Source organism: Streptomyces sp. NPDC051662, from assembly GCF_040681655.1.
Taxonomy (GTDB): domain Bacteria; phylum Actinomycetota; class Actinomycetes; order Streptomycetales; family Streptomycetaceae; genus Streptomyces.
In genome coordinates this window covers 213,505-226,674 of sequence record NZ_JBFAZD010000004.1, presented here as the reverse complement: position 1 = coordinate 226,674, position 13,170 = coordinate 213,505, and the positions used below count along the sequence as shown (strand labels likewise).

9 protein-coding genes are annotated in these 13,170 nt (G+C 71.3%); 5 read left to right on the top strand and 4 right to left on the bottom strand.

The window, feature by feature from the left end; translation table 11 throughout:
- Window positions 1-7 precede the first annotated feature (7 nt).
- The 4 genes from AB0M67_RS08705 (at window position 8) to AB0M67_RS08690 (ending at window position 4,373) form a co-directional block, all read left to right on the top strand.
- Window positions 8-1,807: an SDR family oxidoreductase gene (locus AB0M67_RS08705; RefSeq protein WP_365744075.1), complete on the top strand. Its 1,800-nt coding sequence runs from the start codon at window positions 8-10 to the stop codon at window positions 1,805-1,807.
- On the top strand, window positions 1,804-2,727 hold the full coding sequence (locus AB0M67_RS08700) for a metal-dependent hydrolase (protein ID WP_365744073.1): 924 nt from the start codon (window positions 1,804-1,806) through the stop codon (window positions 2,725-2,727). Before AB0M67_RS08705 ends, AB0M67_RS08700 begins: the two co-directional genes overlap by 4 nt.
- A 2-nt stretch (window positions 2,728-2,729) precedes the next feature.
- Entirely contained in the window at window positions 2,730-3,686 is a 957-nt protein-coding gene (locus tag AB0M67_RS08695) for a MerR family transcriptional regulator (protein WP_365744461.1), read from the top strand.
- Between the two features lie 132 nt (window positions 3,687-3,818).
- Window positions 3,819-4,373 (top strand): RNA 2'-phosphotransferase, encoded by a 555-nt coding sequence (locus AB0M67_RS08690; protein ID WP_365744071.1) that lies wholly within the window; start codon window positions 3,819-3,821, stop codon window positions 4,371-4,373.
- Between the two features lie 105 nt (window positions 4,374-4,478).
- Here AB0M67_RS08690 and AB0M67_RS08685 read toward each other — a convergent pair whose 3' ends face one another.
- Complete coding sequence (locus AB0M67_RS08685) at window positions 4,479-5,378, bottom strand: LLM class flavin-dependent oxidoreductase (RefSeq protein WP_365744069.1); 900 nt, start codon at window positions 5,376-5,378, stop codon at window positions 4,479-4,481.
- 128 nt (window positions 5,379-5,506) lie between these two features.
- Between AB0M67_RS08685 and AB0M67_RS08680 the strand changes: the two genes are divergently transcribed.
- Window positions 5,507-6,472: a Cof-type HAD-IIB family hydrolase gene (locus tag AB0M67_RS08680; protein WP_365744067.1), complete on the top strand. Its 966-nt coding sequence runs from the start codon at window positions 5,507-5,509 to the stop codon at window positions 6,470-6,472.
- A 67-nt stretch (window positions 6,473-6,539) separates the two neighbouring features.
- On the opposite strand, the gene AB0M67_RS08675 is transcribed toward AB0M67_RS08680, so the two are convergent.
- The 3 genes from AB0M67_RS08675 to cydB all read right to left on the bottom strand — a co-directional run bounded on the left by AB0M67_RS08675 (window position 6,540) and on the right by cydB (window position 13,159).
- Complete coding sequence (locus AB0M67_RS08675; RefSeq protein WP_365744065.1) at window positions 6,540-8,255, bottom strand: GAF domain-containing protein; 1,716 nt, start codon at window positions 8,253-8,255, stop codon at window positions 6,540-6,542.
- A gap of 20 nt (window positions 8,256-8,275) precedes the next feature.
- A complete protein-coding gene (gene cydD / locus AB0M67_RS08670) occupies window positions 8,276-11,995 on the bottom strand; it encodes a thiol reductant ABC exporter subunit CydD (RefSeq protein WP_365744063.1) in 3,720 nt (1,239 codons plus the stop codon).
- Window positions 11,996-12,163: 168 nt separating this feature from the next.
- Window positions 12,164-13,159 carry a cytochrome d ubiquinol oxidase subunit II gene (cydB, locus tag AB0M67_RS08665; RefSeq protein WP_365744061.1) on the bottom strand — a complete coding sequence of 332 codons (996 nt, stop codon included), beginning with the start codon at window positions 13,157-13,159 and terminating at the stop codon, window positions 12,164-12,166.
- Window positions 13,160-13,170 lie beyond the last annotated feature (11 nt).

Below are 13,170 nucleotides of genomic sequence, written 5' to 3'. Positions count from 1 at the left end.
AGGCCGTATGAGTAAGGGTGCGGGCGAAGGCGGCGGTACGGACAGGGGCCTGGCGGCCGCGCGGGAGCGCTGGGTGCGTACGGGCGGGATCGAGCTGTGCGTCGCCGAGTTGGGCGATCCGACGCGGCCGACCGTCCTGCTGGTGCACGGCTATCCGGACAGCAAGGAGGTCTGGTCCGAGGTCGCGGAACGGCTCGCGGACCGCTTCCATGTGGTGCTGTACGACGTACGGGGCCATGGCAGGTCGACGGCGCCGGTTCCGCTGCGCGGCGGCTTCACGCTGGAGAAGCTGACGGACGACTTCCTGGCGGTCGCCGACGCGGTGAGCCCGGACCGGCCGGTCCATCTGGTCGGCCACGACTGGGGCTCCGTGCAGTGCTGGGAGTTTGTCACGGTGGCGCGGACGGAGGGCCGGATCGCCTCCTTCACCTCGATGTCGGGCCCCTCTCTCGATCATCTGGGGCACTGGATCAAGCGGCGGGCGGCGCGGCCCACTCCGCGCCGGGCCGGGCAGCTCCTCGGGCAGGGCGCCAAGTCCTGGTATGTCTATCTGCTGCATACGCCCGTGCTGCCGGAGCTGGCCTGGCGCGGGCCGCTCGGCAAGCGGTGGCCAAGGATCCTCCAGCGGATCGAGAGGATCCCGGGCGATACGTACCCGACGTCCTCGCTGCCCCGGGACGCGGCGCACGGCGCGTGGCTCTACCGGGACAACGTCCGCGCCCGGCTGCGGAGACCGCGGACCGACGCCTACGCGCACGCCCCCGTTCAACTGATCACGCCGACCGGCGACGCCTTCCTGTCGGAACGGCTCTACGACGATCTGGAGCAGTGGGCGCCGCGGCTCGTACGGCGGACGCTGCCCGCCAAGCACTGGGTGCCCCGCACCCGCCCCGACCAACTGGCCTCCTGGATCGATGACTTCGTCACGGCCCACGAGGACGGCGGGCTCCCGGACCCCGGTGTGGCGCCGAGCGGGCCGTACGCCGAGCGCTTCGGCGGACAGCTGGTGCTGGTCACCGGCGCGGCCAGCGGCATCGGCCGGGCGACCGCCTTCGCGTTCGCCGAGGCGGGCGCGCGGATCGTGGCGGTCGACCGGGACGTGGAGGGAGCGGCCAGGACCGCGGAGCTGGCCCGGCTGATCGGCGCGCCTGACGCCTGGGCCGAGCCGGCCGATGTCGGCGACGGGCAGGCGATGGAGAAGCTCGCCGAGAGGGTCGCCGCGGAGTACGGCATCGTCGATGTGCTGGTCAACAACGCGGGGATCGGGCTGTCCGGAGCGTTCCTCGACACCAGCGCCGAGGAGTGGAAGAAGGTCCTGGACGTCAATTTGTGGGGCGTCATCCATGGCTGCCGGCTCTTCGGCAAGCAGATGGCCGAGCGCGGCCAGGGCGGTCATATCGTCAACACCGCTTCCGCCGCGGCGTATCAGCCCTCAAAGGCGCTGCCCGCGTACAGCACGTCGAAGGCGGCGGTGCTGATGCTCAGCGAGTGTCTCCGGGCCGAACTGGCCGGGCAGGGCATCGGGGTCTCCGCGATCTGCCCCGGCCTCGTCAACACCAACATCACCTCCACCGCGCGTTTCACAGGCGTCTCCGCCGAGGAGGAGGAGCGGCGCAGGAAGAAGTCGGCCCGGCTGTACGGGCTGCGCAACTACCCGCCCGAGAAGGTCGCCGACGCCGTGCTTCGCGCAGTCATCCGCAACCAGGCCGTGGTGCCGGTGACTCCGGAGGCGCGCGGGGCGCGGCTGCTGTCCCGGTTCGCGCCGGGCGCGCTGCGCGCCCTCGCGCGGGTGGAGCCGCCGCTGTGAACGCAGAAGGAGACGAGAAGTACCCCATCGTGCCGCGCCGGGTCTCGTTCGACTGGCGCGAGACCCCGCTGCACTGGATACCGGACGAGCCCACCGCCACCCATGTCATCAATGTGCTGCATCTGCTGCTGCCCGCGGGCGAGCGATGGTTCGTGAAGGTCTTCAAGAAAAGCCTTCCGCTGGTCACGGACGCGCGGCTGCTCAAGGACGTCAAGGGGTTCATGGGGCAGGAGGCCACACACAGCGTGCAGCACTCCTATGTGCTGAACCACCTGGCGGAGCAGCGGCTGGACACCGACGCGTACACCCGGCACGTGGACTTCCTCTTCGAGCGGCTGCTCGGCGAGAAGCCTCCCTGGGGGATACCCCTCCCGGCCGGGAAATGGCTCCTGTACCGGCTGGCGTTCATCGCCGCGATCGAGCAGTTCACGGCGGTCCTCGGCGACTGGGTGCTGCGCGCGGAGGAGCTGGACCGCGCGGGCGCCGACGAGGTCATGCTCGATCTGCTGCGCTGGCACGGCGCGGAGGAGGTCGAACACCGGGCGGTGGCATTCGACATGTACCAGCACTGCGGCGGCTCCGGTGCGGCGCCGTACGCCCGGCGGATCGGGACGATGTGCGTCACCGCGCCCGTACTGCTGTGGCTGTGGGCCTGGGGGGCGGCGTATCTGATCCGGCACGACCCCCAACTCGCGGGCCGGTCGGGCTATTCGCTGCGTGAGCACAACAAGGCGATCGACAAGGGCCTGCTGCCCACCTGGCGGGAGCTCGGCTCGGCGATACCCCGCTACCTCCGGCGCTCGTACCACCCCTCGCAGGAGGGCTCGCTGCGCAGGGCCGTCGACTATCTCGCGGCCTCGCCGGCGGCGCGTGCGGCGGCGGGCGCGGTGGGCCGCGCGGCCCTGGGACGAAGGGCGTGAGCGTGTCCGGGGCCGATCCGCGGTCCGGGCCCGGCGCCGAGTACCGGATCGAGGGTCTCGCGCAGGCGAGCGGCGCCACGGTCCGTACGATCCGCGCTTACCAGGACCGCGGGCTGCTGCCCAGGCCCGAGCGGCGTGGCCGGGCGAATGTGTACGACGACACCCATCTCGCCCGGCTGCGGCAGATCGCCGATCTGCTGGACCGGGGCTACACCCTGGCCTCCATCAAGGAGTTGCTGGAGGCGTGGGACGCCGGGCGCGGGCTGGGCGGGGTGCTCGGGCTCGTCGCCGAGGTACATGGACCCTGGACCGACGAGGAGGCGGCCAGCATCTCGCGGGCGGAGCTGGACGAAAGGTTCGGCGGCGCACGGGACGACGCGGCCGTCGAGGAGGCCCTGGAGCTGGGTGTGCTGGAACGTATCCCGGGCCGGGATGACGCCTTCCTCGTCCCGAGCCCTCAGGAGCTGGCCGTGGCAGCGGAGTTGCACGCGGCCGGGGTGCCGCTGCCCGCGATCTCCGGACATCTGCGGGAGCTTCGCGGTCAGGTCGAGCACATCGCCTCCCGTTTCCTGGAGTTCACCACTGAGCATGTCTTCGCCCGCTATCTCGGTCACCGTCCCCCGACGGACGCGGACGCGGCCGAGGCTGCCGCGCTGGTGCGCCGGATGCGTCCGCTGGCGCGGCAGTCGGTCGACGCGGAACTGGCCCGCGCGATGCGGCTGTTCGCCACCCGCCACCTGCGGCGGCATCTGACGGTGGACGCCCCGCCCTCCGGCCCGTCCGTGACCCGGTCCGTGCCCTTGCCCGCCGACACGATCCGGGCTGTGGAGAACCTTGTTGGCCGGGAGAGGGTGGCCTCCTTTGTCGCCGCGGCCACCGAACGCGAGGTCCAGGCAAGAGCCTTGGACGACCTCACCTCAACCCACAGACAGAAAGGACAAATTGACCAAATAGGCTAAATGGTACGCCAGTTATCCACAGATCCGCCAAATAGCCTGTGGATAAACAAAGTTGACTGTGGATCAAACCTACGAACCGTCAGCAATGTGAAATGAGTGGCACCCGACAGCACCACCGGTCACGCTGGTGCGATGACCGGAGCATCCGACGAACGACGCATCGTGAAGGTGTCGAAGTACCTCGCCAAACATCTGCGCCACCAGCCCGAGCGAATCGGCATCACCCTCGACGCGAATGGGTGGGTACCGGTCGACGAACTGATGACCGCCGCCGCCGCGCACGGCTTCCGGCTGAGCCGTGCCGAACTGGACCATGTGGTCGCCGTCAACGACAAGCGCCGTTTCACCATCGACGGCGACCGGATCCGCGCCAACCAGGGCCACACCATCACCGTCGACCTGGAGCTGGCCCCGGCACAACCGCCCGCCTACCTCTACCACGGCACGGTCGCCCGCAACCTGGACGCGATCCGGGCGGAGGGGCTGCGCCCCATGGACCGCCACCACGTCCATCTCTCGCCCGACCGCGAGACCGCGACGCGGGTGGGCGCGCGCCGCGGCCGGCCCGTCGTCCTGCCGGTGGACGCGGGGGCGATGCACCGCGACGGGCTGGTGTTCCATGTCAGCGCCAATGGCGTCTGGCTCACCGACTCCGTACCGTCGCGGTACCTGCGCTTTCCCGGCTGAGGGCTGACGGGCTGACGAGCCGCGGACGGGCCCGCAGGAGCCCGGAGGAGCCCGGAGGAGCCCCGAAGAAACCGGGACGAGCCCCGGAAGAGCCCGGGACGAGCGCTACCGCCGCAGCTGGGCCGGCGCCTCGGTGGCGATCCGCTCGTAGACCCGCTGGTCGGCCGCGAACTCCGAGTCCGGGATGGGTGCGTGCACCGCGATCTCGGTGATGCCAAGTTCGAAGTGCCTGCCCGCGAAGTCCACGAACGCGTCGAGCGACTCCATCGGGCCATTACGGTCCGGGGTGAAGCCGGTGAGCAGGATCTTCTCCACCTCGGACACCTCCCGCCCGATCTCCGAGCAGGCCTTGCCCAGCCGGTCGATCTGCCCGCTGATGGCGGCACGCGACTGCTCCGGCGTACCCGTCTCGAACAGCTTCGGGTCCCCCGTCGTCACCCATGCCTGACCGTGCCGGGCGGCGAGCTTCAGCCCGCGCGGCCCGGTTGCCGCCACCGCGAAGGGCAGCCGGGGCCGCTGCGCACACCCCGGAATGTCGCGCGCCTCGACCGCCGAGTAGTACGTCCCGTCGTACGTCACGGAATCCTCGGTCAGCAGCCGGTCGAGCAGCGGCACGAACTCGGCGAACCGGTCGGCCCGCTCCTTCGGCGTCCATGGCTCCTGCCCCAGCACCGTCGCGTCGAAGCCGGTGCCACCCGCTCCGATCCCGAGGGTGATCCGGCCGCCCGAGACATCGTCCAGCGAGATGAGGTCCTTGGCGAGCGTCACCGGATGTCTGAAGTTCGGCGAGGTGACGAGGGTGCCCAGCCGCAGCCGCTCGGTGACGGCGGCAGCCGCGGTCAGGGTCGGCACGGCCCCGAACCAGGGCCCGTCGCGGAAGGTCCGCCAGGACAGATGGTCGTAGGTGTACGCGGTATGGAAACCGAGCCGCTCGGCTCGCTGCCAGTCGTCACGGCCTCCGTCGTGCCAGCGGCGGACGGGCAGGATCACGGTACTCAGACGCATGCCCCTGACGATACGGGTGCGTACGGGGCGCACGTCCGGCCGGGGACGGAACCGAGCACGCACCCCAGGCCCACTCAGATGTGCGCCCCTCCGCACGCCCGTGCGTATTCGTACGCGAGAATGGACGCGTGACCTCGCCCAGTGGACCCGCGCCCGCGCCCGACGACTCCCCGCTCCCCGCCAGACCCCGGCTGATCGCCACCGATCTCGACGGCACCCTGCTGCACGACGACAAGTACGTCTCGGACCGTACGATCGCCGCGCTCGCCGCCGCCGAGCGGGCCGGTATCGAGGTCTTCTTCGTCACCGGCCGCCCGGCCCGCTGGATGGATGTCGTCAGCGAGCATGTGCACGGCCACGGGATGGCGATCTGCGCCAACGGCGCCGCGGTCGTGGATCTGCACGCCGGCGGAAAGCTGCTGCGGGTCCGCCCACTGGAGCGCGACACCGCCCTGGCCGTCGTCCAGGCGCTGCGCGACGCCGCGCCCGGTACGACCTTCGCCGTCGAACTGACCACGGGCATCCATTACGAGCCGACGTATCCGCCCTTCCACCAGGACCCGGGCGCGACCGTCGCCACCGCGGAGAAGCTCCTCCAGGTACAGGTACAGGAACAGGGACAGGGGCAGGAGCAGGGACAGGGACAGGCACAGGGGCGGATACAGGAGCAAGGACAAGCACGGGAAACGGCGGACGAGTCCGCCGCGCCCGTGGTGAAGCTGCTCGCCCACCACCCCGACCTGACGCCCGACGGCTTCCTCGCCGTGGCCCGTACGGCGGTGGGGAACCGCGCCACCATCACCCGCTCCAGCCCGAGCGCGCTCCTTGAGATCAGCGGCCCGGGGGTCAGCAAGGCCAGCACGCTCGCGCTCTGCTGTGCCGAGCGCGGCATCTCCTCCGACGAGGTCGTCGCCTTCGGCGATATGCCGAACGATCTGGAGATGCTGACCTGGGCCGGGACGTCCTACGCGATGGGCAACGCCCACCCGGACGTACTGGCCGCCGCCTCCGGACGCACGGTCACCAACAACGAGGACGGCGTCGCGATCGTCATCGAGCAGATCGTGGCCCGCCGTCAAGCTGAGGGGCACTGAGCGAACAGGCTCTGAACGGGGCGCGGCCTCACAGCGCGGCCTCACAGCGGGGCCTCACAGCAGGGCCTCACAGCGGGACCTCCCACACCACCGTCGTACCGCGCGCCGTACCGCGCCGGTTCTCCCCGAGCCCCCGCTCGCACGTACTCGATCCGCCCAGCGACTCCGCCCGTCGCTTGAGGTTGCGCAGTCCGCTGCGCCGCCCGCCCTCCGGAATGCCCACCCCGTCGTCGGCGACCGACAGCCGCACCGCCCGCCCGCCGTCGGGAAGCCGGACCGTGCAGTCGACGACGACTTCGATCCGAGTGGCGTGCGCGTGCCGGAAAGCATTGGAAAGGGCCTCCCGAAGCGCGGCGACCAGGTTCTTCCCGGCGAGTTCGCCGACGGAGTCGACCGGGCCGACGAAGCGATGGGTGGGCCGGAAACCCAGAGGCACGGCGGCCATATTGATCTCCCGCAGCACGCGGGTACGCATCCCGGGCGGCGCCTCGGCCGGTCCCTGCTGGAGCGCGAAGATGGCCGTACGGATCTCCTGAATCGTCACGTCCAGTTCCGCGACCGCCTTCTCGATGCCGTGGTGAACCTCGGGCGCCACCTCTCCGCGCTGGGCCGTCTCCAGCGTCATCCCGGTGGCGAACAGCCGTTGGATGACCAGATCGTGGAGGTCACGTGCGATCCGGTCGCGGTCCTCAAGTACGGCCAGCCGCTCCCGGTCCCGCTGTGCCCCGGCCATCATCAGGGCCAGTGCGGCCTGCGCGGCGAACTGCCTGGCCAGCGTGCGTTCCCGCCGGCTGAACTGGCGCGCGCCCCGCGACCGCGGCATCACCAGCGCGCCGAGCACCCGCCCGTCGGTACGCAGCGGCAGCAGCATGAGGGGACCGAACTCGGAGGCCAGCCTGGTCACCAGGCGCGGATCGCCGGCAGCGTCGTCCACGAAAACGGATTCGCCGGCCAGCAGAGCCGCGGCGGCGGGCGCGGTGGCCGGGACGCGGTAGCCCACCCTCATCACCGGATGGTCGGCGGAGACGGCCACGATCTCCAGACCCCCGTTCCGCGCGCGCAGCATCACCGCGCCCATGGCCGAGTCCGAGAGCCTGCGGGCGTGTTCCGCGACGACGGTGAGCGCGTCGCCGGCGTCACCGCCGGAGAGGAGGGCGGTGGTGACGGCGACCGAACCCTCGATCCACCGTTCGCGCTGCCGGGCCGCCTCATACAGCCGGGCGTTGCCGATGGCCACCCCCGCCTCTGCTGCGAGCACCCGCAGCAGACGCAGATCACTGTCGTCGAACTCGCCCCCGCCCGACTTCTCCGCCAGATAGAAGTTGCCGATCGTCCTGTCCCTGACGCGGATCGGGACGCCGAGGAAGGTCCGCATCGGCGGGTGGCCGGGCGGAAATCCGACGGCGCGCGGATCGGTCGTCAGATCGGTGAGCCGAATCGGATCGGGGACCCGGATCAGCGCGCCGAGGAGACCGCTGCGTCCATCCGGTCTGCGTCCGATCCGCCGGGCCACCTCCTCGCCGGCCCCGTAGGTCACGAAGTCGGAGAGGCCCTCACCCTCCTCGTCGACCACGCCGATCGCCGCGTACCGGGCGTCGGCGAGTTCGGCGGCGGTCTCACAGATCCGGTCGAGCGTGGAGTGCTGCCCGAGTCCGGTGCCGACCGAACACATCGCCTCCAGCAGTTGCGGCACGCGCGCGGCGGTCTCGGCGGACAGGCCCTCAAGGCTGGTTGCCGCGCGGATGGCGGCTTCGAGGGGGTCCTTGGATTCGGGCACGTCCATGCCCATGAGCCTAATAAGTCCTATTTGGCAGGGAAAGTCGACTTCTGGGCTTCCAGGAGGTCTCCGGCGCGTTCCCGCTCCAGCATCCGGCGCAGCGGCCCCTCCTCAGCGGCCAGTTCGGTATAGGTGCCGCGCTGTACGGGGCGACCGCCGTCCAGCACGATCACCTCGTCAACCGTGTCAAGTCCCTGCAAACGGTGGGTGATGAGCAGCGTCGTCCGCCCCTCGGTCGCCGCCAGCAGATCGGTGGTCAGCGCGTCGGCCGTCGCCAGGTCCAGATGCTCGGCCGGCTCGTCGAGGACCAGCACGGGGAAGTCGGCGAGCAGTGCGCGGGCCAGCGCGAGCCGCTGCCGCTGGCCGCCGGAGATCCGTGCGCCGTGCTCGCCGACGAGCGTGTCGAGTCCGGCGGGCAGGGCGTCGACCCAGTCGAGCAGCCGGGCCCGGCGCAGGGCGTCGCGCAGTTCGTCGTCGGTCGCGTCCGTACGGGCGAGCCTGAGGTTCTCCCGTACGGAGCTGTCGAAGAGGTGCGCGTCCTGGGCGCACAGCCCCACGAACCGGCGGACGGTGTCCCCGTCGAGCGTGGCCGTGTCCGTACCGCCGAGCCGGCAGCCGCCCTCGCGCGCGTCCAGGAAGCGCAGCAGTACCTGAGCCAGCGTCGTCTTGCCCGAGCCGGAAGGCCCGACGACCGCGACCCGTTTCCCAGCGGTCAGGGTCAGGTCGAAACCACTGAGCGCGTCCCGCCGCTGCCCCGGGTACCGCGCGGCCAGCCCGCGCACCTCCAGCGGGAACGGCGATACGGGAGCGGCGGCCGGCCGCTCGGGCTCCCGTACGGGTATGGGCGCGTCCAGCACCTCGCACACCCGCTCCGCGCCGCACCGGGAGCGCTGCCGGTACCGCACGGCGAGCGGCAGCCCCGTGACCGCCTCGAACGCGGCGAGCGGGGTCAGAACGAGCACGGCCAGTTCAACGCCCGCGAGCCGTCCGTCCGCCAGGGCCTCGACCCCCACATACGCGGCCCCGGCGACGGTCAGTCCACAGACCAGGGCGGAGAGCCCGCCCCCGAGCGCGTCGGCGCTCGCGCCGCGGGAGGCGATGGCCGTCAGCGTTCCGTCGGCCTCCCCTGTCCGGCGCATCCGGCTCTTCAGCGCGCCCGCGACGGTCAACTCGGCGACACCGCTGAGCAGGTCGGTGACGCGGGTGGCCAGCAGTCCCCGTGCCGGAGCGAGTTGCCGCTCGGCCCGGCGGGCGCGGACACCGCTCAGCAGCGGTACGCCCACTCCGGCGACAAGCAGCCCCGCGGCCAGTACGGCGCCCGCCTCGGGCAGCAGCCACGCGGTGAATCCGACCGCGCCCACCCCGACGAGCAGGGCGGAGCCGACCGGGAGGAGCCAGCGCAGCCAGTAGTCCTGGAGTTCGTCCACATCGGCGACCAGCCGGGACAGCAGATCGCCGCGCCTGGTCTCGCGAAGCCCGGCGGGCGCGATGCGCTCCAGCCTCCGGTACACGGAGACCCTGAGATCGGCGAGCATCCTGAGCACCGCGTCGTGCGACACGATCCGCTCGGCGTACCGGAAGACGGCCCGCCCGATACCGAAGGCGCGGGTCGCCGTCACCGCGATCATCAGATAGAGAACGGGCGGCTGCTCGGAGGCGCGGGAGATGAGCCAACCGGACACCGCCATGAGCCCGACGGCCGAGCCCAGCGCGCAGCTCCCGAGCACCAGCGCGAGCACGAAGCGGCCACGGAGCGCACCGGCGGCGGCCCGCATCCGCGCGAGCGGAGCCCGCGCACCGGTACCCCCGCCGTGCCCACGCTCTGCACCGCCTCCGCCATGCCCGCGCTTCCCGCCACCCGCGCCGTCCCCCCGTCCTCCGCCGTCCGTCTCGTTTCCACCGTCCGCCGTGCCGAAGGTGGCGGGTACGGCGTCCTCGTCGCCGGACGGGGGCAGCGCGGGGAGGTCGCCGAGTCCGAGCCCGGGCCCGGACTCCTCGATCGCCGACCCCACCGACGCCATCGACACCATGGGGGTCAGTGGCCGCTCCATGGACGCCGGCGGCTCGGACAGCTCCGGCCGCGCGGATCCCGCCGTACGTTCGCCGGGCCGCGCCGGCTCCACGAGGGTCACCACCCGGTCCGCCACCGCGAGCAGCGCGGGCCGGTGGACGACCAGCAGCACCGTACGCCCCACGGCCAGCCGTCGCACCGCCTCGACGACGCCCGCCTCCGTCTCGCCGTCGAGCGCCGCCGTGGGCTCGTCGAGCAGGAGCAGCGGCCGGTCCGCGAGGAAGGCGCGGGCCAGCGCGAGCCGTTGACGCTGACCCGCCGAAAGGCCCGCCCCGTCCTCGCCGAGCGCGGTGTCCGGTCCGTCCGGGAGCGCCGCCACGAAGTCGTACGCCCCCGCGTCCCGCAGCGCGTCCCGTACGGCCGCGTCATCCGCGTCCGGCCGGGCCAGCCGTACGTTCTCCGCGATCGTCCCGGCGAAGAGGTACGGCCGCTGCGGCACCCACGCGATCCGTTCCCGCCAGCGCTCCGGATCGAGGGAGGCCAGATCACGGCCGTCCACCCGCACCCGGCCCTCGTCGGGGACGGCGAACCCGAGGACCACATTGAGCAGGGTGGTCTTGCCGATGCCGCTCGGGCCGACCAGGGCGACCGTCTCCCCCGGCTCGACCGTCAGCGTGGCCCCGTCCAACGAGGGCTCGGTACGTCCCTGATGGCGGACCGTCACCCCGTCCAGCTCCAGCCGGGGCGCGCCGGGCACCTCCTCCGTACCGCCCGCCGGAGGCTCGGTCTCCAGCACCGTGAAGATCTCCTCGGCCGCCGAAAGCCCCTCGGCCGCCGCGTGGTACTGCGCCCCCACCTGCCGGATCGGCAGATAGGCCTCTGGGGCGAGAATCAGCACCACCAGCCCGGTGTACAGATCGAGTTCGCCGTGGACGAGCCGCATCCCGATGGTGACCGCGACCAGCGCCACCGACAGCGTCGCGAGCAGTTCCAGCGCGAACGACGACAGGAAGGCGATCCGCAGCGTACGCAGGGTGGCCTGCCGGTACTCCGAGGTGATCGTACGGATCGCCTCGGCCTGGGCCTTGGCCCGGCCGAAGACCTTGAGAGTCGGCAGCCCCGCGACCACATCCAGGAAGTGTCCCGACAGCCGGGACAGCAGCCGCCACTGACGGTCCATCCGGGCTTGGGTGGCCCAGCCGATGAGCACCATGAACAGCGGGATCAGCGGGAGGGTCACCACGATGATGGCCGCCGAGACCCAGTCCTCCGTGACGATCCGGGCCAGCACCGCCACCGGCACCACCACGGCGAGCCCCAGCTGCGGCAGATAGCGCGCGAAGTAGTCGTCCAGCGCGTCGACCCCGCGGGTGGCGAGCGCGACCAGCGAACCGATGCGCTGCCCGCTCAGCCACCCCGGACCCAGCTCGGTGGCCCGCTCCAGCAGCCGTCCGCGCAGTTCCGACTTGACCGCCGCGCTCGCCCGGTGGGCGGCGAGCTCGGTCAGCCAGGCGACCAGCCCCCGCCCGGCGGCGACCGCGACCAGCAGGAGCAGCGGAGTACGCAGATCGGAGCCATCGAACCCGCGCTGGAACGCGCCGACCACCACCTCGGCGATAAGCATCGCCTGAGCGATGACCAGCCCCGCGCCGGCCACCCCGAGGACCACCACGGCCACAAGGAAGAAGCGGGTGGCCCGGGCATACCGGAGCAGACGGGGGTCGATTGGTTTCACGTGAAACACCTACTCCTACTGCTCTGCCGCTACTGCCCTGCCCGCGCCCCGGCGCCATGTGGTCCGGCGCCTTGTGGTCCGGGCCTTGTGGTCCGGGCCTTGTGGTCCGGCGCCGTACGGTCTGATGCCTTCTGGCCCGGGGCCTGTCGTCCACCGCCTTCGCCGTCGCTACCCGGCGATGTGCTGCGTACCGATCCGCTTACGGAACACCCAGTACGTCCAGCCCTGGTAGAGCAGTACGACCGGAGTGGCGATCCCCGCGCACCACGTCATGATCTTCAACGTGTACGGGGTCGACGAGGCGTTCGTCACCGTGAGGCTCCACGCCTCATTCAGCGAGGACGGCATGACGTTCGGAAAGAGCGTCAGGAAGAGCATCGCGACCGCGGCCACGATCGTCACGCCGGAGAACGCGAACGACCAGCCCTCACGCCCCGCCGCGATGGCCCCGATGGCGGCGACCAGTGCCGCCACGGCGACGATCATGGCGACCAGGCTCTTGCCGTCCCCGTTGTCCGCCTGGGTCCAGATCAGAAAGCCGAGTGCCAATACGGCGGTGACCGCTCCGAGACCGAGGGCCAGCTTCCTGGCCCTGACCCGGATGTCCCCCACCGTCTTCAGCGCGGCGAACACCGTGCCGTGGAAGGTGAAGAGGGTCAGGGTCACCAGCCCGCCGAGGATCGCGTACGGGTTGAGCAGATCGCCGACGGTGCCGACGTACTCCTTCTGCGCGTCGATCTTCACGCCCCGCACGATGTTGCCGAAGGCGACGCCCCAGAGCACCGCGGGGATCAGGGAGGTCCAGAAGATCGCGTTCTCCCAGTTGCGCTGCCAGCTCTCGGCGGGCCGCTTGGCCCGGTACTCGAAGGCGACACCGCGCACGATCAGACAGACCAGGATGAGCAGCAACGGCAGATAGAAGCCCGAGAAGAGCGTGGCGTACCAGTCGGGAAAGGCGGCGAAGGTGGCTCCTCCGGCGCTCAGCAGCCACACCTCGTTGCCGTCCCAGACGGGCCCGATGGTGTTGATGAGGACCCGTCGCTCCTTGCGGTTCCGGGCCAGCAGCTTGGTGAGGACCCCGATGCCGAAGTCGAATCCCTCAAGGAAGAAGTAGCCGGTCCAGAGGACCGCGATCAGAACGAACCAGACGTCGTGGAGTTCCATTGCTCCTCAGA